The organism is Halobacterium rubrum (genome assembly GCF_021729015.1).
GTDB lineage: Archaea > Halobacteriota > Halobacteria > Halobacteriales > Halobacteriaceae > Halobacterium > Halobacterium rubrum.
The window spans coordinates 606,556-630,915 of the sequence record NZ_JAJQQZ010000001.1; the positions used below are offsets into that span (position 1 = coordinate 606,556).

35 protein-coding genes and 1 tRNA gene are annotated in these 24,360 nt (G+C 70.1%); 18 read left to right on the forward strand and 18 right to left on the reverse strand.

Annotation, left to right across the window (positions count from 1 at the left end; translation table 11 throughout):
* Positions 1-55 precede the first annotated feature (55 nt).
* Positions 56-1,123, reverse strand: coding sequence for a formyltetrahydrofolate deformylase (locus LT971_RS03225; RefSeq protein WP_237005410.1), 1,068 nt, complete (start codon positions 1,121-1,123; stop codon positions 56-58).
* Positions 1,124-1,248: 125 nt separating this feature from the next.
* Here LT971_RS03225 and purS point away from each other — a divergent pair, with 125 nt between their 5' ends.
* Together purS and purQ are read left to right on the forward strand one after the other, a co-directional pair.
* The gene (gene purS / locus LT971_RS03230) at positions 1,249-1,503 is read left to right on the forward strand and encodes a phosphoribosylformylglycinamidine synthase subunit PurS (protein WP_237005411.1); all 255 of its coding nucleotides are present in this window, start codon (positions 1,249-1,251) and stop codon (positions 1,501-1,503) included.
* A 79-nt stretch (positions 1,504-1,582) separates the two neighbouring features.
* Positions 1,583-2,257: a phosphoribosylformylglycinamidine synthase I gene (gene purQ, locus LT971_RS03235; protein WP_237005412.1), complete on the forward strand. Its 675-nt coding sequence runs from the start codon at positions 1,583-1,585 to the stop codon at positions 2,255-2,257.
* A 3-nt stretch (positions 2,258-2,260) separates the two neighbouring features.
* On the opposite strand, the gene LT971_RS03240 is transcribed toward purQ, so the two are convergent.
* On the reverse strand, positions 2,261-2,596 hold the full coding sequence (locus LT971_RS03240) for a 2Fe-2S iron-sulfur cluster-binding protein (protein ID WP_237005413.1): 336 nt from the start codon (positions 2,594-2,596) through the stop codon (positions 2,261-2,263).
* A gap of 115 nt (positions 2,597-2,711) precedes the next feature.
* Between LT971_RS03240 and LT971_RS03245 the strand changes: the two genes are divergently transcribed.
* Complete coding sequence (locus LT971_RS03245) at positions 2,712-3,542, forward strand: alpha/beta hydrolase (protein ID WP_237005414.1); 831 nt, start codon at positions 2,712-2,714, stop codon at positions 3,540-3,542.
* Between the two features lie 3 nt (positions 3,543-3,545).
* Here the strand turns inward: LT971_RS03245 and LT971_RS03250 are convergent, their stop codons facing one another.
* A complete protein-coding gene (locus LT971_RS03250) occupies positions 3,546-4,241 on the reverse strand; it encodes a class I SAM-dependent methyltransferase (RefSeq protein ID WP_237005415.1) in 696 nt (231 codons plus the stop codon).
* Positions 4,242-4,637: 396 nt separating this feature from the next.
* Between LT971_RS03250 and LT971_RS03255 the strand changes: the two genes are divergently transcribed.
* Both LT971_RS03255 and LT971_RS03260 read left to right on the forward strand, forming a co-directional pair.
* A complete protein-coding gene (locus LT971_RS03255) occupies positions 4,638-4,811 on the forward strand; it encodes a hypothetical protein (protein ID WP_237005416.1) in 174 nt (57 codons plus the stop codon).
* Between the two features lie 48 nt (positions 4,812-4,859).
* Complete coding sequence (locus LT971_RS03260) at positions 4,860-5,198, forward strand: hypothetical protein (RefSeq protein ID WP_237005417.1); 339 nt, start codon at positions 4,860-4,862, stop codon at positions 5,196-5,198.
* Positions 5,199-5,214: 16 nt separating this feature from the next.
* On the opposite strand, the gene LT971_RS03265 is transcribed toward LT971_RS03260, so the two are convergent.
* Positions 5,215-6,294 (reverse strand): archaeosine biosynthesis radical SAM protein RaSEA, encoded by a 1,080-nt coding sequence (locus LT971_RS03265; RefSeq protein WP_237005418.1) that lies wholly within the window; start codon positions 6,292-6,294, stop codon positions 5,215-5,217.
* Positions 6,295-6,434: 140 nt separating this feature from the next.
* On the opposite strand from LT971_RS03265, the gene LT971_RS03270 reads away from it, so the two are divergent.
* A complete protein-coding gene (locus LT971_RS03270) occupies positions 6,435-6,620 on the forward strand; it encodes an HVO_2922 family protein (protein WP_237005419.1) in 186 nt (61 codons plus the stop codon).
* Between the two features lie 101 nt (positions 6,621-6,721).
* Entirely contained in the window at positions 6,722-7,810 is a 1,089-nt protein-coding gene (locus tag LT971_RS03275) for a molybdopterin-dependent oxidoreductase (RefSeq protein ID WP_237005420.1), read from the forward strand.
* Here LT971_RS03275 and LT971_RS03280 read toward each other — a convergent pair.
* Both LT971_RS03280 and LT971_RS03285 read right to left on the reverse strand, forming a co-directional pair.
* The gene (locus LT971_RS03280) at positions 7,794-8,132 is read right to left on the reverse strand and encodes a VanZ family protein (RefSeq protein ID WP_237005421.1); all 339 of its coding nucleotides are present in this window, start codon (positions 8,130-8,132) and stop codon (positions 7,794-7,796) included. The two genes, LT971_RS03275 and LT971_RS03280, sit on opposite strands and share 17 nt — an antisense overlap.
* A 2-nt stretch (positions 8,133-8,134) precedes the next feature.
* Positions 8,135-9,217 carry a phosphoribosylaminoimidazolesuccinocarboxamide synthase gene (locus LT971_RS03285; RefSeq protein ID WP_237005422.1) on the reverse strand — a complete coding sequence of 361 codons (1,083 nt, stop codon included), beginning with the start codon at positions 9,215-9,217 and terminating at the stop codon, positions 8,135-8,137.
* Positions 9,218-9,366: 149 nt separating this feature from the next.
* Here LT971_RS03285 and cofH point away from each other — a divergent pair, with 149 nt between their 5' ends.
* Entirely contained in the window at positions 9,367-10,728 is a 1,362-nt protein-coding gene (gene cofH / locus LT971_RS03290) for a 7,8-didemethyl-8-hydroxy-5-deazariboflavin synthase subunit CofH (protein WP_237005423.1), read from the forward strand.
* A gap of 4 nt (positions 10,729-10,732) precedes the next feature.
* On the forward strand, positions 10,733-11,290 hold the full coding sequence (locus tag LT971_RS03295; RefSeq protein WP_237005424.1) for a metal-dependent hydrolase: 558 nt from the start codon (positions 10,733-10,735) through the stop codon (positions 11,288-11,290).
* Between the two features lie 39 nt (positions 11,291-11,329).
* Here LT971_RS03295 and cofG read toward each other — a convergent pair whose 3' ends face one another.
* The 6 genes from cofG to LT971_RS03325 form a co-directional block, all read right to left on the reverse strand.
* Entirely contained in the window at positions 11,330-12,424 is a 1,095-nt protein-coding gene (gene cofG / locus LT971_RS03300; RefSeq protein ID WP_237005425.1) for a 7,8-didemethyl-8-hydroxy-5-deazariboflavin synthase subunit CofG, read from the reverse strand.
* Entirely contained in the window at positions 12,421-12,891 is a 471-nt protein-coding gene (locus tag LT971_RS03305; protein WP_237005426.1) for a hypothetical protein, read from the reverse strand. Before LT971_RS03305 ends, cofG begins: the two co-directional genes overlap by 4 nt.
* Before the next feature lie 25 nt (positions 12,892-12,916).
* Entirely contained in the window at positions 12,917-13,561 is a 645-nt protein-coding gene (cofC, locus tag LT971_RS03310) for a 2-phospho-L-lactate guanylyltransferase (RefSeq protein WP_237005427.1), read from the reverse strand.
* A 2-nt stretch (positions 13,562-13,563) separates the two neighbouring features.
* Entirely contained in the window at positions 13,564-14,355 is a 792-nt protein-coding gene (locus tag LT971_RS03315; protein WP_237005428.1) for a hypothetical protein, read from the reverse strand.
* Positions 14,333-15,514 carry a tubulin/FtsZ family protein gene (locus tag LT971_RS03320; RefSeq protein ID WP_237005429.1) on the reverse strand — a complete coding sequence of 394 codons (1,182 nt, stop codon included), beginning with the start codon at positions 15,512-15,514 and terminating at the stop codon, positions 14,333-14,335. Before LT971_RS03320 ends, LT971_RS03315 begins: the two co-directional genes overlap by 23 nt.
* Before the next feature lie 255 nt (positions 15,515-15,769).
* Complete coding sequence (locus tag LT971_RS03325; RefSeq protein WP_237005430.1) at positions 15,770-16,657, reverse strand: complex I NDUFA9 subunit family protein; 888 nt, start codon at positions 16,655-16,657, stop codon at positions 15,770-15,772.
* 106 nt (positions 16,658-16,763) lie between these two features.
* Here LT971_RS03325 and tmk point away from each other — a divergent pair, with 106 nt between their 5' ends.
* Positions 16,764-17,372 carry a dTMP kinase gene (gene tmk / locus LT971_RS03330; protein ID WP_237005431.1) on the forward strand — a complete coding sequence of 203 codons (609 nt, stop codon included), beginning with the start codon at positions 16,764-16,766 and terminating at the stop codon, positions 17,370-17,372.
* Positions 17,365-17,826 (forward strand): hypothetical protein, encoded by a 462-nt coding sequence (locus LT971_RS03335; protein WP_237005432.1) that lies wholly within the window; start codon positions 17,365-17,367, stop codon positions 17,824-17,826. Before tmk ends, LT971_RS03335 begins: the two co-directional genes overlap by 8 nt.
* Here the strand turns inward: LT971_RS03335 and LT971_RS03340 are convergent.
* Positions 17,800-18,129: a DUF7991 family protein gene (locus LT971_RS03340; RefSeq protein ID WP_237005433.1), complete on the reverse strand. Its 330-nt coding sequence runs from the start codon at positions 18,127-18,129 to the stop codon at positions 17,800-17,802. The two genes, LT971_RS03335 and LT971_RS03340, sit on opposite strands and share 27 nt — an antisense overlap.
* Before the next feature lie 66 nt (positions 18,130-18,195).
* On the opposite strand from LT971_RS03340, the gene LT971_RS03345 reads away from it, so the two are divergent.
* Both LT971_RS03345 and LT971_RS03350 read left to right on the forward strand, forming a co-directional pair.
* Positions 18,196-19,245 carry a thiamine pyrophosphate-dependent dehydrogenase E1 component subunit alpha gene (locus LT971_RS03345; RefSeq protein ID WP_237005434.1) on the forward strand — a complete coding sequence of 350 codons (1,050 nt, stop codon included), beginning with the start codon at positions 18,196-18,198 and terminating at the stop codon, positions 19,243-19,245.
* Between the two features lie 64 nt (positions 19,246-19,309).
* On the forward strand, positions 19,310-19,744 hold the full coding sequence (locus LT971_RS03350; protein ID WP_237005435.1) for a hypothetical protein: 435 nt from the start codon (positions 19,310-19,312) through the stop codon (positions 19,742-19,744).
* Between the two features lie 9 nt (positions 19,745-19,753).
* On the opposite strand, the gene LT971_RS03355 is transcribed toward LT971_RS03350, so the two are convergent.
* Positions 19,754-19,990: an Lrp/AsnC ligand binding domain-containing protein gene (locus LT971_RS03355; RefSeq protein WP_237005436.1), complete on the reverse strand. Its 237-nt coding sequence runs from the start codon at positions 19,988-19,990 to the stop codon at positions 19,754-19,756.
* 89 nt (positions 19,991-20,079) lie between these two features.
* Between LT971_RS03355 and LT971_RS03360 the strand changes: the two genes are divergently transcribed.
* On the forward strand, positions 20,080-20,760 hold the full coding sequence (locus LT971_RS03360) for a potassium channel family protein (protein ID WP_237005437.1): 681 nt from the start codon (positions 20,080-20,082) through the stop codon (positions 20,758-20,760).
* Positions 20,761-20,988: an Lrp/AsnC family transcriptional regulator gene (locus LT971_RS03365; RefSeq protein ID WP_237005438.1), complete on the forward strand. Its 228-nt coding sequence runs from the start codon at positions 20,761-20,763 to the stop codon at positions 20,986-20,988.
* 293 nt (positions 20,989-21,281) lie between these two features.
* Here the strand turns inward: LT971_RS03365 and LT971_RS03370 are convergent, their stop codons facing one another.
* Positions 21,282-21,785 carry a DUF5813 family protein gene (locus tag LT971_RS03370; RefSeq protein WP_237005439.1) on the reverse strand — a complete coding sequence of 168 codons (504 nt, stop codon included), beginning with the start codon at positions 21,783-21,785 and terminating at the stop codon, positions 21,282-21,284.
* Positions 21,786-21,864: 79 nt separating this feature from the next.
* Here LT971_RS03370 and LT971_RS03375 point away from each other — a divergent pair, with 79 nt between their 5' ends.
* From LT971_RS03375 to LT971_RS03385, 3 genes are read left to right on the forward strand one after another with little or no spacing between them, the layout of a single operon-like run.
* The gene (locus tag LT971_RS03375) at positions 21,865-22,248 is read left to right on the forward strand and encodes a CrcB family protein (protein ID WP_237005440.1); all 384 of its coding nucleotides are present in this window, start codon (positions 21,865-21,867) and stop codon (positions 22,246-22,248) included.
* Positions 22,245-22,604 (forward strand): fluoride efflux transporter FluC, encoded by a 360-nt coding sequence (locus LT971_RS03380; RefSeq protein ID WP_237005441.1) that lies wholly within the window; start codon positions 22,245-22,247, stop codon positions 22,602-22,604. The genes LT971_RS03375 and LT971_RS03380 overlap by 4 nt, the downstream gene beginning before the upstream one ends.
* 51 nt (positions 22,605-22,655) lie before the next feature.
* Complete coding sequence (locus tag LT971_RS03385; protein WP_237005442.1) at positions 22,656-23,417, forward strand: geranylgeranylglyceryl/heptaprenylglyceryl phosphate synthase; 762 nt, start codon at positions 22,656-22,658, stop codon at positions 23,415-23,417.
* A 3-nt stretch (positions 23,418-23,420) separates the two neighbouring features.
* On the opposite strand, the gene LT971_RS16485 is transcribed toward LT971_RS03385, so the two are convergent.
* The 3 genes from LT971_RS16485 to LT971_RS03400 form a co-directional block, all read right to left on the reverse strand.
* Positions 23,421-23,765, reverse strand: a complete 345-nt coding sequence (locus LT971_RS16485) for a nuclear transport factor 2 family protein (protein WP_237005443.1) — start codon at positions 23,763-23,765, stop codon at positions 23,421-23,423.
* 290 nt (positions 23,766-24,055) lie between these two features.
* Positions 24,056-24,138 (reverse strand) — tRNA-Leu (locus LT971_RS03395).
* Between the two features lie 39 nt (positions 24,139-24,177).
* The gene (locus LT971_RS03400; RefSeq protein WP_237005444.1) at positions 24,178-24,357 is read right to left on the reverse strand and encodes a hypothetical protein; all 180 of its coding nucleotides are present in this window, start codon (positions 24,355-24,357) and stop codon (positions 24,178-24,180) included.
* Positions 24,358-24,360: the final 3 nt, after the last annotated feature.

The following is a 24,360-nucleotide window of genomic DNA, read 5'->3' on the forward strand; positions in this document are numbered from 1 at the left end:
AGGCGGGGAGGCGTACTCGCTCCCGTGTTCGCTCGAACTCGCAGACTCCTGTGCGTCAGTCGTCGCCGGGTTCGACGTCCAGTGGCCGGTCTGGGTTGGCGTTGGACGCAGCGGCGGGCATCCCGAACTGGTGGTCGCCAGTGACTTCGACGGCGCCGCGCCGGACGGTGGCGTCCCCGGCGAGGTGGACCCGGACCGCTTCGACCAGCGCCTCGGCTTCGAGGGGCTGGCCGCGCGCCCGGAGGTCCTCGACGCCGGCGTCCGGCGGGACGGTGAACGCGCGCTGGGTGAGAATCGGCCCCTGGTCGAGGTCCGTCGTGACGTAGTGGGCGGTGACGCCCGCCACGCGGACGCCCGCCTCGACGGCCTGCCGGTAGGCCTGCGCGCCGGGGAACGCCGGCAGCAGGCTCGGGTGGACGTTCACGATGCGGCCGGCGTACCGGAAGACGACGTCCGGGCTGAGGATGCGCATGTACCGCGCGAGCAACACGAGGTCGACGTCGTACTCGTCGAGCAGCGCCAGCAGGCGGTCCTCGTCGGGCGTGCCGGACTCGTCGCCGATGTCGTGGAACGGGACGCCGTGCTCGTCGGCAATCGGCTGGAGGTCGTCGTGGTTGCCGACGACGACCCGGACCGGGGCCTGCAGGTCGGCGTCCAGCACCGCCCGCAGGCAGTGGTCTTCTTTCGTGACGAGGACGGCGATACCGTCGTCGCGCTCGCCCGGGAACCGGACCGTGACGTCGACACCGAGGTCCTCGCCGGTCGCGTGGAGTTCCTCGCGGAACGCCTCGCGGTCGGTGACGGGCGCCCCGCCCCGGTCGAAGCCGCTGCTCGCGGCGTCGCCGTCTTCTCGCGGGCTTCGCCCGCTCGAACGGTTCGAGGGACTTCGTCCCTCGCTACTCGCTCGTTCGGGAGTCTCGCTGCGCTCGGCCCCCAGGTCCGCCAGAAGTGTCATCCGGAAGACGCCGTCCCTGACTGTCTGTTCGACGTCCTCGATGTTCGCGCCGTGCTCGAACAGCAGTCCGGTGACCGCGGCGACGATGCCGGTGCGGTCGGCTCCGACGACCGTGATCTCGGTGTGGCCGTCGGCCGCTGCGCCCGTGGACTGCTGCTCGCTGGGCATACGCGCAGAGACGTCGTCGACCGGGATACGTGTGACCCGGCCACGACACGCCGAACCAATCCACGAACGTGCATTACGAGATATTTCCACAAGAGTAATTGGGCACGGTCGACCACACTACGGTGATGACCGCGTACACCGCCACGGTGACGGTCCGACTGAAGCGGGGCGTCCTCGACCCCGAGGCCGAGACCACCCAGCAGGCGCTCGAGCGCCTCGGGTTCGAACTCGGCGACCTCCGGTCGGCCGACCGCTTCGAGATCGACCTCGACGCAGACGACGAACACGAGGCGGCCGAGCGCGCCGACGAGATGGCCGAACGCCTCCTCGCCAACCCGACCATCCACGACTACGACGTGGCGGTCGAACCCCGCGAATGACTTCCGAAAGACGGTCCTGCTCGCTGCGCTTTGCGGGCTGCGACTTTCGACGTCACACTCGCCACCGGGGGTGGCTCGCGTGACGGTCTCGGTCGTCCGCTTCGGCGGCTCGAACTGCGACCGGGACGCCGTCCGTGCCCTCGAGTACCTGGGCGTCGACGCCGACATCGTCTGGCACGAGGACGGCCTCCCGGCGGACACCGAGGGCGTTGTCGTCCCCGGTGGCTTCTCGTACGGCGACTACCTCCGGGCCGGCGCGATGGCCGCCCAGTCGCCCGTCATGGACGAGGTCCGCGCGCTCGCCGACGACGGCGTCCCCGTCCTCGGCGTCTGCAACGGCGCCCAGATCGGCTGCGAGGCCGGCATGACGCCGGGCGCGTTCACGACGAACGCCAGCGCGCGCTTCCAGTGCGAGCGCGTCCACCTCCGCGTCGAGAACGCCGACACGCCGTGGACCGCCGCCTACAGCGAGGGTGACGTCCTCGAAGTCCCCATCGCGCACGGCGAGGGCCGCTTCGAGATCGGCGAGGACGCCTACGACGACCTCGTCGCCGACGACCGCGTGCTCTTCCGGTACTGCGACGCCGACGGCGAGGTGACCGACGAAGCGAACCCGAACGGTTCGACGGGCGCCGTCGCCGGCCTCACCGGCGACCGCGACAACGTCGCCGTCATGATGCCCCACCCCGAGCGCGCGACGCTCCCCGAACTCGGCGCCACCGACGGCCAGGGCGTCCTCAGCGCGTTCGCCTGACCGCTACGCGTCTCCACCCCCGTCCTCGACCTTCTGCCCCCAGAAGCCGTCGTGTTTCGTGACGGTGACGTCGCCCTTGACGCTCGTCTGGCAGGCCAGCCGCAGCCCGCTGTCCGACTCGTGGGGCGGGAACGACAGCCGGCGCTCCTCCTGGCTCGTCGGCTCGCTGACCTCGCCGGACACTTCGACTGCACACGTCCCGCAGGTCGCCATCCCCCGGCAGTTCAGGCTGTCCGCGAGGCCGTTGTGCGGCGTCTCGCCGGCGTCTTTGAGGGCGTCGCGGAGCACGGCGCCCGCCTCGCACTCGATCTCCCGACTTTGGTAGTGAATTGTTGGCATATCTCGTTCGAGGGGCGCCACGCCCAACAACGTTCCCACGACCACCAGTCGGTCGTCGCCCGACCGGGGCCGACGACCGGGCGGTTCTTTGTCGGTCGCGCCGACAGCTACGACCATGAGCCGCTCGGGTCGGTCCGCGCTGGTCGCCCGTCGCCGGCGGGAACGGGTCGCCGTCTGGGTCGTTGGCCTCCTCGTGGTCGCCGCCGCTGTCGGCGTCGGGTGGGCGGCGACGCCCTACCACGACGCCCGTGGGAGCGTCGCCGGCGTCGAGGCCCGGGACGACGTCACCGTCGAGCGCACCGGCGCAGGCGGGTACGTCCTCCGGCCGACGGGGACCGACACGGACACGGGCCTCGTGTTCTACCCCGGGGCGCGCGTTCACCCGGACGCCTACGTCGAGTCGCTCGCCCCGCTCGCGAGCGAGGCCGGCGTCACCGTCGTCGTCCCGAAGCTCCCGCTGAACCTCGCCGTCGTCGACTACGGGCTGGCGAACACGGGCGTTCGCCCGCACGCCGCCGAGCGCGCGATGGCGGCCCGAGACGGCGTCGAGGAGTGGTACGTCGGGGGGCACTCTCTCGGCGGCGCGATGGCGTGCCGGTACGCCGCCGGGAGCGAGGACGTCTCCGGGCTGGTGCTGTACGGCTCCTACTGCGACGTGGACGTCTCCGACCGCGCGGACCTCGCCGTGCTGAGCGTCGCCGGGGCGGACGACGGCGTCCTGAACCGGGCGGCGTACGAGGACTCCCTCGCGAACCTCCCCGGGTCGGCGCGCGTCGTGGTGGTGCCGGGCGTCAACCACACCCAGTTCGGGACGTACGTCGGCCAGGACGCCCCCTCGGGGACGACCTTCGAGACCGCCCACGAGCGACTGAACGGCGTCGCAGTCCCGTGGTTCCAGAACCGGACCAATACCGTCGGGCTGGCTCGCGGCCGGCCGGCGGGCTGACTGCTACTTCGGCACCCAGACGAGCGGGTGGTTGCGCCACATCCAGCGCTCCTCGGGCTTGTCGACGACCGCCCAGAAGCTCCGCGGCCACGTGTCGAGTGCGTCGTGGATGGCGTCGTAGGACAGCGTGCTCTCGCCGTCGACGACGAGACCGAACCGCTCGGCGTACCGCTGCGGGTCGACTTCCTCGGGTGGATCGTCGAGGACGCGGCCGTAGTGCGCTCGCCCGAGGTCGTTCGTGTACGTGAGCACGAGGTCGCCGCCGGGCGCGACGGCGTCGTACAGCGACCGGAGCGCCGTCTCCGAGTCGGCGACGTACTCGAGGGTGTGACAGCACGCCACGAGGTCGAACTGACGGCCAGGGTCGAAGTCGGGGAGGACGCCGCGCTCGAAGGCGACGTTCGACGCGTCCTGCTCTGCCGCGCGCTCGCGGCTCTCGGACAGCACCGACGCGGCGGCGTCGTAGCCGACGACCTCGGCGTCGGAGTAGCGGTCGGCCAGCGCGAACGTCAGGGCGCCGCCCCCGCAGCCCACGTCGGCCACGGTCGCCGGCGCGCCGCGCTCGGCGGCGAACGCTGGCACGAGGTCGACGGCGTGGTGGGCTGCGGCGTTCGCGCTCTCGCGGTCCTCGTCGTCGGCGTCGGCCCAGAACGCCCCCCAGTCGATGGTCTCGGGGTGCGTGGGGTCGTCGCCGGTCATCGTCGGTCGGTCGCGTCGGCGGGGTCGGGGGTGACTGTCAGAGACTGGGCACTGCCGGTACCGTCGGCTGGGGAGTTGGCTGGCATGGTGGCGTCGAGACTGCGGGGTGGTCTGCGGGCGCTACGAGCTGCCGCGCCAGTGCTCGGGTGATAGCGGCGCGGAGCAGACGCTATGGGGGACTGATAGAAGAAGCCACCGATTTAATTTCGTTTTGACTCTTGCTTAATTATTAACACCCTGGGGATTTAGTGGTTTTTCCGAACTCGCTGACAGGTCACCGCTCGACCAGCGACTGTCGACCCCCGCTCCGCCGGACACTGAGCCGAGGCCCCTGCTGGTGGCTCGCACAGTGCCGCCACCGAAACAGTGTAGCCGCTCGTCTCCGCATACCCACGCATGGGCTTCGGCAAACACCTCACGAACGGCATCGTCTCGCTCGTCGTCAGCGTCGCCGCCACCCTGCTCGCCGCCGACGACGGCGACGGCCCCTGGGAGCTCGAACAGGTCGCCCTCGCCGTCGCGGTGTCGGCGTTCCTCTCCGGGTTCTTCACGAGCTACTTCGCCGAGTAGCGCCGGCCCCGGGGAAACGCCGATACGGCGCCCGCGCCTAGCGCACTCATGGACGAACCAGCACCGGCCGGCGACGACTGGCCGGACCGCCCGCTGTCCCCGAGCGAAGCCAGCGACCACCTCGACGCCGCCGAGGACGTGCGCGCCGTCTGGGTGATGGACCACGACGACGGCGTGCGCTCCACGGTCGTCCCCGACGACGCCCCAGAGGACGCGGTCGTGGACGTCGTCCTCGAGACGACCACGGGCTTCGAGATGTACAGCTACACGCGCGGCCAGTGGATGGACTACGGCACGCAGCGCCACGACGACGAGGACGCCCCCTCGATGGCGGGGACGCTGGAGAGCTACCGGGTGCTCGCCGGGGACTCGGAGCTGTCGACGTGAGGTCGCCCGCCGGCCGTCACTCGGCCAGCGGGAGGTTGTAGGCGGTCTCCCGCTCGACGACCACGTCGTGGGTCGCCTCGCACTCGCAGGACACCTCCGAGAACACCGACGGGTCCTGCCGCAGGTCGAAGTCCTTGATGGCCTTCTGCACGAGGTCGTCGCACTCCCCGCAGTTGTGCGGCCCGCGGTCGCTGCCGTGGCCGACCGGGTCCGAGACGACGATGGCGTCGACGTCCGCCGTCGACTCCAGCACCGCTGCGACCGACCAGAGCCACGGTGGCCGGTAGCCGCCGCGGAAGTGCAGCTGGTCGACCATCGTGTACTGCTGGACGTTCGTCGGGTTCATCGACACCGTGTGGCAGCCCTCGACGGCCGCACAGCGCCGAATCGAGGACTGCATGTCCTCGATGGCGTCGCTCTCGGAGAGGAACGGCGGCTTCATGAGGAGGTACGCCTTCACGCCGGCGTCGGCCTCCAGCGCCTCCGCGCAGGCGGCCTCGAAGTCGCTGAAGTCGAAGTACTTGTTCACGCAGTCGTGGCGCACCCGGTCGGTCGCCGTCTCCAGCCCGACCGCCACGTCCGTCTCCAGGCCGACGCCGGTGAAGTCCGCGAGCTTCTCGCGCTCGACGAAGTCCGGCAGGCTCTCCACGACGATGCGCTCGCGGTCCGCGAACGTCTCGGCGATGGCCTGCCGGGTCTCGGCGGGGACCTCGCGCTCGTCGAGGAACGACCCGCTCGTGTAGATCTTGATGAGCCCGGCTTCCTCGTCGGCCTCCTCCCGTTCGTGGGCGAGACACTCGTCGATCTGTGCCATCAGGTCCTCGTGGGCGACCGACCCGCCCTCGACGGACTCGGCGACGTACCCGCACATCGTGCAGCCGCCGGCCCGCGCCCACCGGCAGCCGCCCGTGTTCAGGATGATGGTGAGGCTGTCGTAGACGCCGTCGGGCGTGTTGTCCTCGTCCAGCCAGACCCGCGTGGGCTCCCGGGGGTCGTAGTCCTTGGCCCCCTTCTCGTCCCGCAGCTCCCGCATCACCTTGTTGTGGGCGTCCATCCCCCGCCCACGCTCGTAGACCTCCGCGCTCGGCTCGCTCATTGCCCGCGAACAGGACTCGCGGCCGTAAATCGGCTTCGTCTGGGTCCGGCGGCCCCGTCGACCGAACACCACTCCGCAACTAGTGTGACAGCATCCCACAAATCTAAACCGTTTTAGTGGTTCCGGGAGAGGCCACGAACGTGAGCAAAGCGACCTTCGAACTGTACGAGGACGAGGCCGGACAGTACCGCTGGCGGCTCGAACACGACAACGGCAACATCATCGCGGACTCCGGCGAGGGGTACGCGTCCAAACAGAAGGCCCGCGAGGGCATCGAGTCGGTGAAGACCAACGCCGCAGACGCCGACGTCGAGGAACTCGACTGACGAGTCGGCCCGCACCGGCGGGCTGTCGACACCGGTCGCGCAGTTCGCCACGACCCTCCTGCGACCCGCCGTTCTTGTGCCACGAACACGTAGCACACGGCATGTCCGTCCGGGGCGCGCTCGCTGCGGCCGTCGACTGGCTGGAGCCGCGGCCCCGCCTCGTCGACTGGTCGCTGTTCGCGCTCGTCGCCGCCGAAGCCGTCACCGGCCTGGTCTCGTTCACCCTCGGGACGCCGTCCGACTGGCCGGTGTTCTGGGCCCACCGCGCACTCGGCGTCGCCATCGTCGCGCTGCTGGCGTTCAAGCTCGCTCGGGTCCGCCGGAACCTCACGAACCCACGACGCTGGCGGCGCTCCACCGCGCTGTCCGTGCTCGCCGCCGTCGCCGCCGTCGGCGCGCTCGGCACCGGCGTCGCGTGGGTGTTCGGCCTCGACGTCCGTGTCTCGCTGTGGACGCTGCTGTCCGTCCACGTCGCGTTCGGCCTGCTGTTGCTGGTCGTCGTGCCGCTGCACGCCGCCACCCGGTTCCGGCTGCCGCGCCGTGAGGACGTCGAGGGCCGGCGCACCGCGCTCCAGTACAGCGCGCTGCTCGTCGCCGGCGCCGTCACGTACCGCGCCCAGCAGGCGGCGAACCGTGTGCTCGGCACGGCTGGCGCCGACCGCCGGTTCACGGGCTCCCAGCCACGCGAGGGCGACGGCAACGACGCCTTCCCCGTCACGTCGTGGGTCGCCGACGACCCCCAGCCCGTCGACGTGGAATCCTACCAGCTCGCCGTCACCGGCCGCGTCGCGGACTCGCTGGCCCTGCCCGTCGACGAAGTGGCGGCCGGCGACGCGGAGCGCGCGCTCCTCGACTGCACGAGCGGCTGGTACACCGTCCAGGCGTGGCAGGGAGTCCGCGTCGCCGACCTGCTCGACGCCGCCGGCGGCACGACCGACGGCGCCAGCCACGTCCGGTTCGTCTCCGTCACGGGCTACCGGTGGACGCTGCCCGTCGACGAAGCGCGCGACGCCCTGCTCGCGACGCACGTCGGCGGCGAGCCGCTGACGCACGGCCACGGCGCGCCGGTCCGGCTGGTCGCCCCCGGCCGCCGCGGGTTCCAGTGGGTGAAGTGGGTGACGCGGGTGGAAGTGCGGGCCGGCCCCGACCCCGCGCAGTGGGTCGTGACGCTCGTCAGCGGCTTCGACTGACCGCGGCGGCGACGGCGCCGACGGCGGCGCCCGCGAGGTTCGCGACGGCGTCGCCGAGGCTCGCCCCACGACCGACCATCGGCTGGAGCACTTCGACGCCCGCACCGAACCCGGAGACGGCGAGAACGACACTCACGAGCGTCCGCCGGCCGGCGTCCTCCACGGCGCGCGTCGCCGCGAACGCTACGGCCGCGTACCCGGCGAGGTGCGCGAGCTTGTCGGCGCCGGTCGGGACACTGTCGCCGTCCGGAACCGGCACGAGCGACGTCGCGAGCACGACGACCGCGAGCGCGACAGCGACGCCGGCCCAGCGTCGCCGCATCGTCACTCCGGCTCGAACGCGGACAGCGCCTCCCCGAGCGGCGGCGCGTCCGCGAACCACTCGTGGCCCGTGTAGCGGTTCGCGCCCGCCGCGTACAGGTCCGCGGTCGCCTGCAGAATCTCGGGCGGCAGCGGGTCCGGAGACGCCTCGCACAGCGACTTCCAGTCGGCGACGCCGCGCTCGTCGGCTTCCTGCTTGGCCGCCTTCACGGCCTCGACCCAGTCGGGGTCGCTGCGCTTGTAGAACTGCCGCACCGCCTCCTTGGAGACCTCGCGGCCGTCGAACCGGAAGCGGTTCTCGTCGAACGTCCCGACGACGTCGGCCACCCGGAGCTCGCCGTCGACGTACAGGCACTCGATCTTGCCGTCCTCGTGGACGAACCCGGTCTCGGCGGCGCGCTCCGTGACGACCTCGTTCACGCGCCGAGCGAGCGCGTCCAGTTCGGCGATGCCGGCCGCGCCGGCGATGCGGTCGGCTTCGGGATTCGAGAGGTAGCGGTCCTGCTCCTCGTACTTCGTGGAGAACTCCACGACGGTGTCCGGGAGGTCGACGGGCTCGTCGGGCCACTCGCTCGCCTCGAGGCCGACGTCGGCGGGGTCACACCGCGTCCGCAGGCTCGACCCGACGGGCACGCTGTTGCGGAACACGACCTCCAGCGGCACGAGGTAGTTCTCGCCCGCCGCCTCGTGGTACTGGTCGTAGTCGTAGGCGCCGCCCTCGAAGGGCAGGTCGGGGACCTGCGTGAGGCCGACGACCATCTCGCTCGGCACCTCGGGCGCGTCCGCGAGGGCGACGGTGTCGCCGTCGGGTGTGCTCGCTCGCGGGTCGCCGTGCTTCTCGCTCGCGCTGTCCGCGGAACGTGGTTCCGCGCGGACCCCTTCGTAGTGCGTCGGCACGCCCTCGGCCTCGAGGAGCTCGAAGTTGAACGCGCCCATCGTGCAGAGGCTCGCACCCTTCCCCGGAATCAAGTCGGGCATCTCGCCCCAGTCGAAGACGGAGTACCGGTCGCTGAACTCGAAGACGCCCCGACCGAGCGCGTCCCGGGTGGGGTCTGACTCGACGCGGAGGTCCTTGACGCTCGCCATACCGCTACACCCGCGACCCCACCCCATCAATCTTTCACTCTCGTGCCCACAAACCCCCGGTTCGGACTGGAGATGTGCACGTTCGTGGTGTCGCACGGGGGCCTGCCGCTGTGGCAGGGTTTTTGGCCGTGCGAGCAGTGCCATCGACAATGAGCGACGCCAGCGCCGACCTCGACTTCGACGTGGTCCCCGAGACCGACCAGTCGTTCGAGAACGCGCTGGGGAAGGCACGCGACGGCGACCGGCTCTCGGTGGACGACGGCGTCGAACTCATGACGACCGGCACCGACAGTGAGGGCATCGACCCCCGGCGCAAGGAACTCGTCCTCGAGGCCGCCGACCGCCGCCGCGCAGAGGTCGTCGGCGACGAGGTGACGTTCGTCGCGAACCTCAACAACAACGTCACCACGGCCTGCAACACGGGCTGCCTGTTCTGTAACTTCAAGGACACCGCCCACCGGTTCGAGGCCGACAACGACGAGACCCACGCAGGCTTCACGAAGACCCCCGCGGAGTCGAAGGCGGCCGTCGCCGACGCCGTCCAGCGCGGCGTCTCCGAGGTCACCTCGGTCTCCGGCCTCCACCCCGCGTTCGGCCTGAACGACGCCCACCGCGCCGTCCTCGACTCCGAGAACCCCGAGCACAACTACAAGCCCCCGGAGGTGTACGACACCGATCCGACGACGTACGTCGACCAGATTGCGGCGATGAGCGAGGCCGGCGCCCACGTCCACTCGATAACGCCCGAAGAAGCCCACCACGCCCAGCGCGGCGTCGACTGGGGCTACGACGAGGTCTACGGGACGCTGGCCGACGCCGGACTCGACACCGTCCCCGGGACGGCTGCCGAGATTCTCGTCGACGAGGTCCGGGACGTCATCTGCCCCGGGAAGATGACGACCGACGAGTGGGTCGCCGCGATGGAGGCAGCCGCCGACGCCGGGCTCCCGATGACCTCCACCATCATGTACGGCCACGTCGAGAACGCCGCCCACCGCGTGAAGCACCTCGACGTCGTCCGGGACCTCCAGGACCGCACCGGCAACATCACCGAGTTCGTCCCGCTCTCGTTCGTCCACGAGCAGACCCCACTCTACGAACGCGGCGTGGTCGACTCGGGTGCCAGCGACGCCGAGGACGAACTCATGATCGCCGTCTCCCGCCTCTATCTGGACAACGTCGACCACATCCAGTCCTCGTGGGTGAAGTTCGGCGACGCGAAGGGCCTCAAACTCCTGAACTGCGGCGCCGACGACTTCATGGGCACCATCCTCAGCGAGGAGATCACGAAGCGCGCCGGCGGCCAGCACGGCGAGTTCCGGTCGGTCGCCGACTACGCCGAGATGATTTCGGCCATCGGCCGCACGCCCGTCGAGCGCTCCACGGACTACACCGAGCGCCGCGTCCTCGACCCCGACGCCGACGTGCTCGGCCCCCGGCTCGGCCCCGAAGCCGACGGCACGCCGCTCGTCCCGGAACGCACCACGCCAGCCGGCGCCGCCGACGACTGACGCCATGATGGCCACGACGCACGCCGCGATGGGCGTCTGCCTCGCGACACTCGTCCTTCCGGTCGCCCCCGAGTTCGCTGTACCCGCCGCGCTCGGCGCCATCGCCGGCGGCGTCTTCCCGGACCTCGATGTCGCCGTCGTCGCCCACCGCCGGACGCTGCACTTCCCCGAACACTACTGGCTCGCCGTCCTCGCTGTACTCCCCGTCGCGGTCGTCTGGCCCGCGCCGGAGACCGTCGCCGCCGCGTTCTTCGCGCTGTCCGCGGCCGTCCACTCCGTCAGCGACGCCTTCGGCGGCGGCCTCGGCGCCCGCCCCTGGGACAACGACGACCAGCGCGGCGTCTACTCGCACCACCGCGGCGAGTGGATTCCGCCCCGCCGGTGGATTCCCTACGACGGCTCGCCCCGCGACCTCGCCGCCGCAGCCACGCTCTCGCTGCCCGGCCTGCTGCTGTTCGGCAGTCCGGTCCGGGAACTCACCGCCGCGATGGTCGCGCTCTCCGCCGTCTACGTGCTCGTCAGGAAGCCGCTGGGGAACTTCGCCGCCCGCCACGACCTCTGAACCGCCGTAGAACAGCCGCTCCAACCGGACCGCTGCCGGTCAGTCCGCCAGCACCGACCGGTAGCGCTCACCGTCCCGGATGGCTTCGCCGATGCGCTCGCTCACCCACTCGTTCTCGACGCCCTCGTCTGGCAGGAACCGCTCGTAGATGGGCAGCCGCTCCCGGAGCCCCACACCGCCGTGGTCCGCGATGTCCTCCAGCTCGCGGACCGCCGGCCACGCGTAGTCGGGGTTGATGTAGTCCTCGGTGACGGGTGAGACGCCGCCGAGGTCCTCCACACCGCAGTCCAGCAACGCCCGGGCGTCGGCGAGGTTCGGCGGCACCTGCACGGCCACCGACTCGGGGAGCACGCCCCGGGCCATCGCCACCGCCCGCCGCATCGTCGCCTCGTCCGGCGGCGCCTCGTCCCAGCGCTCGTTCGGGCTCACCGGCTGCACGATGACCTCCTGGACGTGGCCGTAGCGCTCGTGGAGCGCCCGGATGGCGAGCAGGCTCTCCGCGCGGTCCCGCCAGCTCTCGCCGATACCCACGAGGATGCCGGTCGTGAACGGCACACCGAGTTCGCCCGCTGTCCGAATCGTGTGCAGGCGCTGGCCGGGGTTCTTCGCGCGGGAGCCGGAGTGGGCCTGCACGTCCGCCGTCGTCTCCAGCATCACGCCCATCGACGCGTTCACGTCAGCGACCAGTTCCATCTGCGCTCTGGTCTGGTCGCCGGGGTTCGCGTGCGGCAACAGCCCCTCCTCGAGGGCGATCTCGCAGGCAGCCCGCAGGTACTCGTGGATGGAGTCGTAGCCCCACTCCGCGAGCTGGTCGTGGACGGCAGTGTAGCGGTCGTCCGGGTCGTCACCGAACGTGAACAGCGCCTCCGTGCAGCCCGCCTCGGCGCCCGCCCGGCACTGCTCGCGGATCTCCCCGGGGCTCAGCAGGCTCGCCTCCCCGGGCACGTCGTAGTACGTGCAGTACGTACACGTGTACCGGCACGCAGTCGTCAGCGGCAGGAAGACGTTGCGCGCGAACGTGAGCTCGTCAGCCGGCTCCACGTCCGCCGGCCGAACCTCCAGCGCGCGCTCGACGTCGCTCTCGCGAACCGAGACGTCGACGCCGTACTCGTCGGCGCCCGGAATCCCGGTCACGGCTCGCCCTCGCTGTCACCACCGGCCACTGCCGCCGACGCCGCGGCCGGCCCCCCCGGCCGGTAGATGTCGTAGTTCCGCGCGACGAACACGCCGTACCCCAGCGCCACGGCGGCGCCGACGACCGCCGTCCGCGCCAGCCCGGCGACCGACGGCCCGAGCACCGCCACGGCACCTAGTCCCGCGACCACGCCGCCCGTCGCGCCGGCGAGCGCGAGGTCCGCGACGAGCGCGCTACTGGGCTGTCGCTTCAGCAGTTCCGTCCGCTCGTTGTTCCCCAGCGGCGTGTACGCGTCGGCCAGCGCCAGTATCGCCGGCACGACCGCGCCCGCGGCCGTCGGCGTCGCCATCCACCGCGGCACGCCCGCCGCACCCAGCGCCGTCACCAGCACCGCGAACAGCGCGACGGCGAGCGCGCCGACGCCGACGAGCGCCCCGAACGCCCGCGCGAACGGACTCCAGTTCATACCCACCCGTCCGGGGTTCGGGCGCTTAGTCGTTGGGTTCGACCACCGGCTCGCCGTCCCGCACTGCGAGCGCGTACCCGGCGTCGGCGAGCCAGTCGGCCGCCCGGCTGTCCGTGCCACCGTGCACCAGCACGTCCACGAGGTCCTGCTCGTCGTCGACGTCCACAGCCAGCCGGAACGAGTCCACGGTCGTCACGTCCAGTCCGGCCCGCTCCGCCGCCGCGACGTGGTCCCGGAACGACGCCCCGTGGTAGTCGACGGCGAACCCGGGCTCGCGGACGACCAGCGCGTTCGTCCCGCCCGCCGTCCCGGGCGCGATCACCACGTCGCCGTCGGCGTCGAACAGCCGCCCGACGCAATCGGGCGTGGCGAGCGCGAGGTCCGCCATCACCACCGCCACCGGCAGCGCTTCCTCGTCGAGTACATCCTGTACGGCGACGGACAGCGACCGGTCGTCGACCGACACCGGCACCCCCACGTCTCGGTCGACTGACGCCGTCGCCAGCAACTCCGGCTCCCCGCCAGCGCCCCGCACGGCGTCCAGCACGTCCGCCAGCATCGCTTCCGCGAACTCGCGGCGCTCCCGCTCGTCGTCTCCGCCGTCACCGTCGAAAACCGCAGCGAGGCGAGAGTTCGGATTCCGCGGGTCGAACGGCACGACCGTCCGCATCGTCAGCCCAGCTTGTCGTACGTGTCCCGCTGCTGGAGGTACCAGTAGCCGATTCCGGCCACCACCAGCACCAGCACCAGCGCGACGCCCCCGTACAGGAGCAACTGGGTCTGCTGGGCCGAACTCGCCGCGTTGTTCGCAGCGGACTCGGCCTCCTCCGCGTTATTGGCCGCCTCCTCGAAGTTCCCCGTATTGTAGAACTCGATGGCGTCCTCGAGGTCGCCCTCGGCGCCGCTGACGCTCGCGCCGCCGGACTGTGCGCTCTCGATAGCGGTCTGGGCGTCACTGATCGCCGTCCGCGCCTCCTGGCTGGCGGAGGTGTACGGTCGCGTGTCGAACGTCGACAGCACCGTACTCGACCCGCCCTCCTGGGTCTGCTCGAAGGACGCGTACGTGATCGTCTGCTCGGGGTCGTAGCTCCACTCGAAGGCCGACGCTTGCGGCACCGTGCCCTCGATGCTGACCTCGACGCGCGTCACGCCCGACGACGCCTGGAGCTGGTAGGTCATCTCCTGACCCGTCAGCGTCTCCTCGCTCACCTGGTTGCCCGCGTTGTCGAACGTCTGGACCTGCCACGTGACGTCCGTCAGCTGCGTCTCCGCCCGAAGTGTCCACTGCTCGTAGTCGCTGAACGGGTCGGTCACTTCGAACGTTGTCGACTGCTGTTCCCCGACCTGCGCCGTGCCCGGCGCGTCCCCGTCGACCGACACCGCGGCTACCGGCACCGCGGCCACTGCGAGTAGCGTCACGACGGCGAGGACGGCCCCGAGCTCAGAATAACGGCTCGAGTTCATCATCGTCGTCTTCGACTAACTCCTCCAAGTTGTCTTCGCTTTCCTCCCGAATCTCGTCGATGTTGTCCTGCGCTTCGATGGCGACTTCCTGCAGCTCCTTGATGCGCGGGACGTTGTTCACGCCGGACAGAATCACGACGGACGCGACCTGCTGGGAGTCCGGCACCGGGTAGTCGCCACCCCGGACCTCCATCGAGCCGGTCTGCTCCTCGAGCCACTTGCGGCCGCGCTCGATGCCTTTCCGGTTCAGGTACTTCGGCGGCCCCGCGGTCACGAGCAGCGCGCGCTCCGCGCCCTCGATCTCGCAGGGGAGCGTCAGCCGACCGAGCGCCGCCTTCCGCACGAGACTCGTGATGCGGTTCGTCGTCGACGCCGAGTCCTCGACCGGGTCGTCGTCACCCTTGAACCGCGACAGTAGCCCGCTTCCGCTGCCGCCGTCGTTGTCGACGGTCTCGGAGGCGTACCCGATGGTGGAGACGCCGCCTCCCGCGAGCGTGTTGATGATCTCGCTGGAGTCCACGACGGACTCGGCGACGTCGCCGCCCTGCTCGACCTCCCCCGCGCCGAAGAGGATGCCGAAGCGTGTGACGATCTCCTCGTTGATCTCGTCGTAGCCGCCCTGGACGGACTCACCCGACTTCCGCCAGGCGTCGTTGTCGAACACGAGGAGGTTGTCGACCTCCCGGACGAACGTCTGGAAGGACCGCGCGGCGTTCAGCGTGTAGATGCCGCCCTCGTCGCTCCCGGGGAGCACGCCGAGGCCGTAGACGGGTTCGGTGTAGATGCGCTTGAGGTGTTTCGCGATGACGGGCGAACCACCGGAGCCGGTGCCACCACCGAGCCCAGAGATGACGAGGAACGCGTCGACCTCGTGGACAGGAATCGAGTCGATGGCCCCCTGTACCTCGTCGATGTCCTCCTCGGCGATCTCCGCGCCGAGCTCGTTGTCCGCGCCCACCCCGTGTCCCTTGACGCGGGACTGCCCGATGAGGACGCGGTTCTCTTGCGGCACGTGCTCCAGACCCATTAGGTCGGCCTTGGCGGTGTTGACGGCGACAGCGGCGCGCACGATGTCCGAACCGTGGCGCTTGTCGTACTCGATGAACTTATCGAGTATTTTCCCGCCCGCCTGACCGAACCCGATCATTGCGAGTTTCATACGGAACCCTTTGCCAAGGTAAAGCGCCAACGGCTGTATAAGCCTTTTGCAGACGAGTGTCCGACGGTAGCCACGTGTTACTCGTTTTGTGGAGGTAGGGGGCGTAAGACGAACGAACTCGAGTCGACGAGCGAACCGCCTCCTCCCCTTCCTTTAACTTTAATGGCCAGCTACCGGCAGTTCAGTGCCCCGTGTCGACGTTTAAGAGCACCCTACCGTCCGCGACCGGACGGCACGGCGCACTCCGGAGCGCCGTCAATGGACGGCCAGATAGTCCTCGAGTGACGTCAGCTCCCCGGCGTCGACCCCGAACGCGCCAACGTCGTTGCTGTCGGTCGTGTTGTCGAGTTTCAGCGACCGGTACTGGTCGGAGCCCATCGGCACGAACGGCAGCGGGTCCGCGAGCGTCAGCCCGATTGCCGCCAGCGGCATCGGCACCGGGAGCACCCGGACGGACTTCCCCTCGGCGCGGTACACCAGCCGCGCGACGTCGGCCAGCGTCAGCGACTCCGGCCCGCCGATCTCGTACGTCTCGCCCCAGTGGGACTCGTCCTCGACGGCGTCCGCCAGCATCGGCACGAGGTCCTGCACCCAGATGGGCTGGAACTTCGACTTCCCGCCGCCCGGCAGGCCGGTCACGTACGGCGTCGTGAGCTTCTTCGTGAACCCCACGAACTCGCCACCGTCGCCGAACACCACCGACGGCCGGAAGATGGTGTACTCGAGGTCCGACGACCGCACGACCTCCTCGGCGCGCCCCTTCGCTCGCAGGTACGCCGTCGACCCGTCAGGGTCGGCGTCCAGCGCAGACATCTGGAGGACGTACTCCACGCCCGCCTCCTCGGCCGCGGTGACCACGTTCTCGGTCCCGCCGAGGTGGACCTCGAGGTGGCGGCGGTCGCCCTGCTTGGGCTTGAACAGCGGCGACAGCGCGACGAGGTTAACCACCGCGTCGTGCCCCTCGACGGCCTCGGCGACCGTGTCGTACGCCGTGACGTCCCCGACGGCCCGTTCGACGCTCGCGGGCAGGTCGGCGCCGTCCGGGTTCCGCGCGAACGCCGTCACGTCGTGTCCACGGTCGTCCAGCTCCCGGCACACGTGCGTCCCGATAAATCCCGTACCGCCAGTAACCAACACGTCCATGGCCCCACTCAGGAGCGCTGCCTCCCTAAAAGTATGCCACGGGGCGGGCGCCCCCGCTGTCGGCGAACCCGAAGCCGTTTGTACGTCGCTGTCCGTGCCACAATGTATGCTCGTCACGCTGGAGGGCATCGACGGCAGCGGGAAGACGACAGTCTGGGAGGCGCTCCGGGACGCCCGCAGCGGCGACGACGACGACGGCTTCACGTTCACGGCCGAACCGACGGACTCGTGGTACGGCGAGGCCGTCCGGCGCTCGGAAGTCGCCGACGACGCCGACCCGCTCGCGGAACTGTTCCTGTTCACCGCGGACCACGCCGACCACCTCTCCCGCGTGGTCGAACCGGCGCTCGAACGCGGCGACGTCGTCGTCTCCGACCGCTACTCCGACTCCCGGTACGCCTACCAGGGGGCGGCCCTGGACGGCGAGATCAACCGCGCGATGGAGTACGTCCGCGGCATCCACCAGCCGTGGACACGCCCGCCGGACCTGACGCTGTACTTCGACGTCGACCCCGAGACCGGCGCGGCTCGGTCGGGCGCGACGAACAAGTTCGAGCAGGCGGAGTTCCTCGCCGACGTCCGCCAGAACTACGAACAGCTCGTCGACTACGACCCCGAGCGGTTCGTGCGCATCGACGCCACGCAGTCGCCGGAAGCCGTCATCGAGGACGCCGAGGACGTGCTCGGGCGTGTGCTCCACGCCGACGATGGCTGACGACCGGCGCGACGGCTCCGACACGGACGCCGCCGCCGGCGACGACGAACACGCTGGCGGCCGCGACGGCACTACTGGTGCCGGCGACGACGCCAGTGGCGACTTCTCGTTCTCGCTGCCGCCGATTCGACTGCCGCCGCTGTTCCCCGAGCGCTTCCGCGTGCTGTGGCCCGGCGGTGGCAGCGGTCCCTCGACCCGGCCGTCCCGCCCGGCGGCGATAGCGGGGCTGGTCGCGTTCGACCTCGCGGACGCCGCGCTCGCCGTCTGGGCCACCGACGCAGCGGTGGTCGCTGGCGCTCGCGTGCTGGCCGGGTCGCTCGTCGCCGGTGTGGCGTTCGGCCTGCCCGGCGCGCTGTACGCGCTCGAAGCCGCCGCGGTGCTCGGCGGCGCCGGCCTGCTGACGGTCTTCCCGACGCTGTCGGCGCTCCTACTGGTCGTCCGGGTGGTCCGGTAGATCCTCCAGTTCCTCGGGGGCCGGCAGCCAGAACAGGTCGATCGACCACCCGAGGAAGAACGGGAACGCCCACGTCACGACGATGAGCTCGCCAGTGTCTGCGAACGCACCGGCGCCAAGCCCCAGAGACCCGAGGACAATGGTTGTCAGCACGTAGACCAGCGGAATCAGGACGAAGGTGTAGACGAGCGACCCCCACCGGGTGCTCAGCGTGACGCGGAAGAACCGAGCGCCGAACGCCGCGATAGCGGTGTGCAGCAACACGATGAAGCCGACGCCGGCGGCGGTAGCGGCCGAAACCATGTCCGGCCGTAGTCGCTCGTGGGGCTTTTCGCTATCGGTAAGTAGCTGCCCGCAGTCCGGCCCGACATGCACCGCGTCATCGGGGAGCGCGACCTCCAGACCGTCGACGTGAGCGAGTCGGAGGCGCGCGCCGTCCTCCGAGACATGGTTCGAGCACGGCACTTCGACGAGCGCGCGCTGGCGCTTCAGCGCCGCGGCTGGATGCCGGGCTACCCGCCGTTCAAGGGACAGGAGGGCTCGCAGGTCGGCGCCGCCCACGCGATGGGGGACGACGACTGGCTGTTCCCTACCTACCGGTCGAACGCCATGCAGCTGGCGCGCGACGTCCCGGCCAGCGACATCCTCCTCTTCCGGCGGGGCCACGCCGAGTTCCACTCCGACCACGACGTCCAGAACTTCCCGCAGGCGGTCCCCATCGCCAGCCAGATTCCCCACGCCGTCGGCGCCGGAATGGCGATGGACTACGCCGGCGACGACGACCGGGCCGCAGTCGCGTACTTCGGTGACGGCGCGACCAGCGAGGGCGACTTCCACGAGGCGATGAACTTCGCCGGCGTCTTCGACGCCCCCGTGGTGTTCTTCTGCGAGAACAACAACTGGGCCATCTCGCTGCCCCGCGAGCGCCAGACCGCCAGCGACTCCATCGCGGTCAAAGCCGAGGCGTACGGCTTCGAGGGCGTTCAGGTCGACGGAAACGACCCGCTGGCCGTCCACGAGACGGTCGCCGAGGCGCTCGACGACGCGAAGGCCGGCGAGCCGGTGCTCGTGGAGAGCCTGACCTACCGGCAGGGCGCCCACACCACGAGCGACGACCCGGACCGGTACCGCCCCGAGGAGGAGGACCTCCCGGACTGGCGGACTGCCGACCCCCTCGACCGGTACGCCGACTTCCTCCACGAGCAGGGCGTCGTCGAGGACGGGTTCGTCGAGGAGTGCTTCGACGAAGCGGAAGCCGAGATCGACGACGCCGTCGACGCCGCCGAGGCGGTCGGCGAGCCGGACGTCGACGAACTCTTCGACCACGTGTACGCCGAGCGCACGCCCCGCATCGACGACCAGAAGGCGTGGCTCGACGGCTGGCTCGAGGACCACGACCCACAGGAGATGGAGTTCTGAAGGCACACCTCCTCGCGTGCAGTCGGCCGGAAGCATTTTCACGGCGCGCGGTGACGCCCCGGGTATGCGCCGCCGTCGGTTCCTCGCCTGCGCCGCCCTCTCCACCGGAGTACCGGCCGCCTCGGCCGGCTGTCTCGGCGACGACTTGGGTCCGACGACCACTGCCGTAGACAGACTCCGGTTCGTGAACCACGCCGACGACGGCTGCGACGTCTCGGTGACCGTCACCAACCCCATCGGGGAGGGATTTGTCGCCTACGAGTCGTCGTTCCGGCTCGGGCCCGCTTCGTCGGACGAGGACCCCGCCGGGAACGTCACTCGCGACCCAGACCTGAAGGACTTCGGCGCGTACGTCGTCGAGACGACGGTCGGTAGCGAGTCGCTGACGGTCGATACGACCGAGCACGTGGACGAGAGCGCCGACTGCGTCCGCCTGAAGTTCGAACGCTCGCCGGACGGACGTGTCGAACTGGTCTCGACCAGTTACGACATCTGTTGACCGCCCCGCTCAGGCCGCCGCCAGCGAGATGTACGTCTTCGTGTCGGTCACGCCGGCGACGGCGCCGACGTCCTTCGAGACGGTCTGGAGGATGCTCCCGACCTCGTCGCCGCCCACTTCCACGATAACGTCGTACCGGCCGGCGACCACGTTGGCGTCTCTGACCCCGTCCATGTCCGCGATCTGCTCGCAGACGTCTGTCGCCGCGCCCGCGCCGGCACTCACCATGATGAACGCGTGAACCATGCTCACCCGTAGGACGCCAGCCAGCAAAAGCATTGGTGCATGCCAACACCCTACAAACCTATTTGTCGTGTCACGTCATACAGGGGGCTATGGACATCGTCATCATCGGCGCCGGACGCGTCGGCTCCCGCACCGCGCGCGTCGTCGCCAACGAAGGCCACACCGTCACACTCGTCGAACGAGACTACGACAGAGCCGAACGCGCCCGAAACGAAGGCTTCGACGTCATCGAAGGCGACGGCTCCAGCGAAGACGTCCTCATGGAGGCCGGCCTCGACGCCGCCGACGCCGTCGGCGCGCTCACCAGCGACCTCAACACCAACTTCGTCGCCTGCATGGTCGCCAACCACCACGGCTGCCGCACCGTCCTCCGCATCGACGAGGACTACCGCGAGAACATCTACCGCAAGTACGCCGACGAAGTCGACGAGATCGTCTACCCCGAACGCCTCGGCGCCATCGGCGCCAAGAACGCCCTGCTGGGCGGCAACGTCACCGCCATCGCCGACCTCGCCGAACACCTCCAGATCGTCCAGCTCACGGTCACTCAGGACGCCCCCATGCGCGGCTACACCCTCAGCGAACTCGAACTTCCCGCCGGCGCCCGCATCCTCGCCTTCGGCAAAGAAGACGGCTCCCTCGCACTCCCGCTCCCAGACGAAACCCTCGAAGTCGGCGACCGCATCGCCGTCCTCGCCGAATTCGACGCCCTCGACAACGTCCGCCAGATACTCGTCGGGCAGCACGCCAGCGCCACGGAGGGGATGTAGATGGTCACCGCCTACGTCATGGTGAAAGCCAACACCGGCGAAGCGGACCGGCTGCTGCACGAAATCGCGGACGTCGACGGCATCGTCGACGCCCACATCGTCGCCGGCGACGTCGACATCATCGCCAAACTCGACGTCGACTCCCCCGCCGACGTCAAAGAGATTGCCGCCACCACCATCCAGAACACCGACGGCGTCGAAGACACCGAGACGTACATCTCCATGTAGTACCTTTTGCTGCGCTCCTTCGTCTGCTCACGGGCGCGTAGCGCCCGTTCGCACGGCCAGCAGGACCAAAGTGTCCCGCTCGGCTGGCAAACGCTACGCTGAAAGCCGTCGTCACCCCCTTCGGGGGTTCCTCGGCCGCCGCTCGTTCGCGGTGCTCACGGCTACGCCGTTCGCACAAACAGAGGCGTTCGCTTCGCTCACGCCTCACACCGCTCACTCGCGCCGTGAACCGCGACCCTCGACCTCTTCGAGGTGCTCGGGTCGCGGATGCTTGCTGTCGGTTGGAGGGGCTGCTACAGCGGCGTGCCGTCGGTTCCCTGTGCGTTCTGGGCGGCCTGCTCGCGCATCGCCTGGACCTTCTCGACGTAGTCGTAGCCGGGCACGACGCCCTGGAACCACGTGCCCTCCACGTAGTTCACGAGGGCGAGCGTGTCGTCGGCCGCCTTCCCGGAACGCGGAACCACCGTGAGTTCGACGGTGATGTCGCCGCCGACCCGCGAGACGTTCGTCACGTCCACGTCGTCGGCGTGCGTCACGCTGTCGGCGTCCCGGACCCGGCGCTCGAACGTGTCGTACCAGCCGTCCTCGACCACGTCGGCGACCTCGTCGTTCGTCGCGGCGTCCAGCGTCGGCACCACGACCTCCGCAGTGACCGTTCCGTCCGACGAGACGGCGACGGTGGCGTCCCAGTCGTTCGTTGTCGGCACGAACACTGTCCCGCCGTCGTCGCCACCACTGCCGCTCGTGCGCTCGAAGCGACCGTGCGCCTCGAACTCGCCAGCCACGTCACCACTCATTGCACGGACACACGGCGTCGCGCCGCTTGGGCGTTGCGTTCCGCTGGGTATACGTGCCGAGGCCGCCCACGGCGACACGATGCCACCGACCCGCCGGCGCGCACTCCGCGCACTCCTGCTCGTCGCCGCCGGTGGGTTCGCGGGCGCGACACTCCGGTACTTCGTCTCGCTGCTGGCAGCCGGCCCGGCCGGGACCCTCGCCGTGAACGCCGCGGGGAGTCTCGCGCTCGGCGCGCTCGTCTACGAGGCCGTCGGCACCAGCGCGCTCGCCGACGAGGCCCGGACGCTGCTCGGCACCGGCTTCCTCTCCTCGCTGACCACGTACAGCACGTTCGCCGTCGAAACTGCGGTGCTCGCACCGCTGTGGCTGGTCGCGAACGTCGCGGCGAACTACGCGCTCGGGTTCACCGGTGTCCTCGTCGGCCGCGCGCTCGCGCTCCGGTACGGAGGCGAGGCAGCGTGACCAGCGTCCCAGTTCCGCCGTCGGTGCTCGTCGGCGTCGGCGGCGCGCTCGGGGCGGTCCTCCGGTGGGGCGTCGGCGAGGCCGTCCGGATGGAGCGCTACCCGGCGAGCACGCTCGTCGTGAACGTCCTCGGGACGTTCGCGCTCGCCGCACTCACGTTCGCCGGTGCCAGCGAGGACGCCGCACTGCTGTTCGGCACTGGTGCCTGCGGCGCGTTCACGACGTTCTCCTCGTTCAGCGTCGACGTCGTCGGCCTCGTCGAGGACGCGCGCTTCGGCGCGGCAGCGTTCCACGCGGTCGGGAATCTCGCCGGCGCCGCCCTCGCCATCGCGCTCGCGTGGCTGCTCGTCCCCTGACCGTACCGGGCTTCGGTGGACTGAAGGCCCACCTCCGGCAATCCCGCCGTAATGACGACTGACTGGCGCGCAGCCAGCCACATCACGAAGGTCGACCCGGCCGACCCGCTGCCCGGGAACCTGTCCGTGCTCGGGCACACCGACCTCGTGATCGTCGGCGGGTCCGACGACGTCACGGAAGCGAACACGCTGGCGACGATCGAACGCATCACGGCCGAGTTCCCGCAGCTCCCGGTCTGGCAGGAGCCCTACAGCGGCAGCCACGTCTCCTCGGACACCGTCGACGCCGCCGACCGCCTCTCCGTCCCCGCCGTCTACAACGGTGACAGTGCGAACTTCGTCGACAAGCACGTCGACTTCTTCACCGAGGTCGGCCAGAAGCCCGCGGAGCTCACCGGCGCCAGCCTCCCCGTCGTCGGCGACCTCGTGCAGTCGAAGGGCCGCGACGCCGTCACCGCGCTCTCCGAGAAGGTCCTCGCTGAGGGCTACGTCGTCCAGAACCTCGACTCCAAGGCCGCCGCCGAGTCCGGCGTCGACACCCTCTACACCCCCGAGCAGGTCGCCGGCGCCGCGCTCGCCACTGAATCGTTCTTCGACTTCCCGGTGTTCTACGTCGAGTACTCCGGCACCTACGGCGGCCCCGAGGACGTCGAAGCCGCCGCCCAGTACCTCGACGACACCGCGCTGTTCTACGGCGGCGGCATCCAGCGCGCCGAACAGACCGAAGAGATTCTGGACGCCGGCGCCGACGCCGTCGTCGTCGGCGACATCTTCCACGAGGACCCCGACCGCTACCTCGACACCATCCCCTGACTGCTACTCGTGGGCGAGCCAGAGGCCCACGATTTCGCCGTCCACGATCCGGTAGACGCCGACCGCCTCCATCTCCTCGCCGCCCTGCTCGACGCGCTCGTGGTCCACGACGTACTCGCCGAGCGCGATGCGCGACAGGACCTCCGCCTCGGGCGAGACGGCTTCGAACTGCTGGCCGTACAGCTCCCGAATCTCGCGCTCGCCGACCGCCATCGGCTCCTCGTCGTCGAACCCCGTGACGACAGCGTCCGCCGAGAACTCCGCGACGAACGCGTCCACGTCGCCGTCGTTGTACGCGACTAGCTGGCGGTCGACGACTGTCTCCGGTGAGTCGGAGTTCTCGCTCACAGTGGCTTCTGGCTCGTTCCCGACAGTTGAAGACACGGATTTGTACAGCGGACTCCACGACCGACGGCAAGCATCCGCGACCCGAGCGGTCCGAAGGACCCGGATGGGTCGCGGTTCACGCCGCGACCGCAGGGAGCGGCGGCCGAGGAACCCCCGAAGGGGGTGACGACGGCTTTTAGCGTAGCTTTTGCCAGCCGAGCGGGACCAGAGGTCCCGCTGGCCGTGCGAACGGGCGCTACGCGCCCGTGAGCAGAGAGCGAGCGAAGCGAGCGACCGCAGCAAAAGGTACGTGCGAGGGGTGGGATTCGAACCCACGAACCCCTACGGGAGCGGGTCTTAAGCCCGCCGCCTTTGGCCGCTCGGCCACCCTCGCATCTTCGTGGTGGGGTGCGCGGGGAGAAGTCGGTTACGGTCAAGCGCCGCGGCGGCGGCGACGACGGATGGCGACCGAGGTGCCCCAGCCGACGCTCGCGCCGATGATGGCGAAACGGTGGCTGATGGTCCAGTCGACACCGAACGCGAGGGTGGTGACGCCCGAGATGGCGACGAGAACGACGGTCGTCCAGAGTGCGCCGAACGAGGCCGGCCGCACGCT

Coding starts and splice junctions, on each gene's coding strand:
- LT971_RS03225 (WP_237005410.1), bottom strand. CDS start 1,123: ATGCCCAGCGAGCAGCAGTCCACGGGCGCAGCGGCCGACGGCCACACC.
- purS (WP_237005411.1), top strand. CDS start 1,249: ATGACCGCGTACACCGCCACGGTGACGGTCCGACTGAAGCGGGGCGTC.
- LT971_RS03240 (WP_237005413.1), bottom strand. CDS start 2,596: ATGCCAACAATTCACTACCAAAGTCGGGAGATCGAGTGCGAGGCGGGC.
- LT971_RS03245 (WP_237005414.1), top strand. CDS start 2,712: ATGAGCCGCTCGGGTCGGTCCGCGCTGGTCGCCCGTCGCCGGCGGGAA.
- LT971_RS03250 (WP_237005415.1), bottom strand. CDS start 4,241: ATGACCGGCGACGACCCCACGCACCCCGAGACCATCGACTGGGGGGCG.
- LT971_RS03255 (WP_237005416.1), top strand. CDS start 4,638: ATGGGCTTCGGCAAACACCTCACGAACGGCATCGTCTCGCTCGTCGTC.
- LT971_RS03260 (WP_237005417.1), top strand. CDS start 4,860: ATGGACGAACCAGCACCGGCCGGCGACGACTGGCCGGACCGCCCGCTG.
- LT971_RS03265 (WP_237005418.1), bottom strand. CDS start 6,294: ATGAGCGAGCCGAGCGCGGAGGTCTACGAGCGTGGGCGGGGGATGGAC.
- LT971_RS03275 (WP_237005420.1), top strand. CDS start 6,722: ATGTCCGTCCGGGGCGCGCTCGCTGCGGCCGTCGACTGGCTGGAGCCG.
- LT971_RS03280 (WP_237005421.1), bottom strand. CDS start 8,132: ATGCGGCGACGCTGGGCCGGCGTCGCTGTCGCGCTCGCGGTCGTCGTG.
- LT971_RS03285 (WP_237005422.1), bottom strand. CDS start 9,217: ATGGCGAGCGTCAAGGACCTCCGCGTCGAGTCAGACCCCACCCGGGAC.
- cofH (WP_237005423.1), top strand. CDS start 9,367: ATGAGCGACGCCAGCGCCGACCTCGACTTCGACGTGGTCCCCGAGACC.
- LT971_RS03295 (WP_237005424.1), top strand. CDS start 10,733: ATGATGGCCACGACGCACGCCGCGATGGGCGTCTGCCTCGCGACACTC.
- LT971_RS03305 (WP_237005426.1), bottom strand. CDS start 12,891: ATGAACTGGAGTCCGTTCGCGCGGGCGTTCGGGGCGCTCGTCGGCGTC.
- cofC (WP_237005427.1), bottom strand. CDS start 13,561: ATGCGGACGGTCGTGCCGTTCGACCCGCGGAATCCGAACTCTCGCCTC.
- LT971_RS03315 (WP_237005428.1), bottom strand. CDS start 14,355: ATGAACTCGAGCCGTTATTCTGAGCTCGGGGCCGTCCTCGCCGTCGTG.
- LT971_RS03320 (WP_237005429.1), bottom strand. CDS start 15,514: ATGAAACTCGCAATGATCGGGTTCGGTCAGGCGGGCGGGAAAATACTC.
- LT971_RS03325 (WP_237005430.1), bottom strand. CDS start 16,657: ATGGACGTGTTGGTTACTGGCGGTACGGGATTTATCGGGACGCACGTG.
- tmk (WP_237005431.1), top strand. CDS start 16,764: ATGCTCGTCACGCTGGAGGGCATCGACGGCAGCGGGAAGACGACAGTC.
- LT971_RS03335 (WP_237005432.1), top strand. CDS start 17,365: ATGGCTGACGACCGGCGCGACGGCTCCGACACGGACGCCGCCGCCGGC.
- LT971_RS03340 (WP_237005433.1), bottom strand. CDS start 18,129: ATGGTTTCGGCCGCTACCGCCGCCGGCGTCGGCTTCATCGTGTTGCTG.
- LT971_RS03345 (WP_237005434.1), top strand. CDS start 18,196: ATGCACCGCGTCATCGGGGAGCGCGACCTCCAGACCGTCGACGTGAGC.
- LT971_RS03350 (WP_237005435.1), top strand. CDS start 19,310: ATGCGCCGCCGTCGGTTCCTCGCCTGCGCCGCCCTCTCCACCGGAGTA.
- LT971_RS03355 (WP_237005436.1), bottom strand. CDS start 19,990: ATGGTTCACGCGTTCATCATGGTGAGTGCCGGCGCGGGCGCGGCGACA.
- LT971_RS03360 (WP_237005437.1), top strand. CDS start 20,080: ATGGACATCGTCATCATCGGCGCCGGACGCGTCGGCTCCCGCACCGCG.
- LT971_RS03365 (WP_237005438.1), top strand. CDS start 20,761: ATGGTCACCGCCTACGTCATGGTGAAAGCCAACACCGGCGAAGCGGAC.
- LT971_RS03370 (WP_237005439.1), bottom strand. CDS start 21,785: ATGAGTGGTGACGTGGCTGGCGAGTTCGAGGCGCACGGTCGCTTCGAG.
- LT971_RS03375 (WP_237005440.1), top strand. CDS start 21,865: ATGCCACCGACCCGCCGGCGCGCACTCCGCGCACTCCTGCTCGTCGCC.
- LT971_RS03385 (WP_237005442.1), top strand. CDS start 22,656: ATGACGACTGACTGGCGCGCAGCCAGCCACATCACGAAGGTCGACCCG.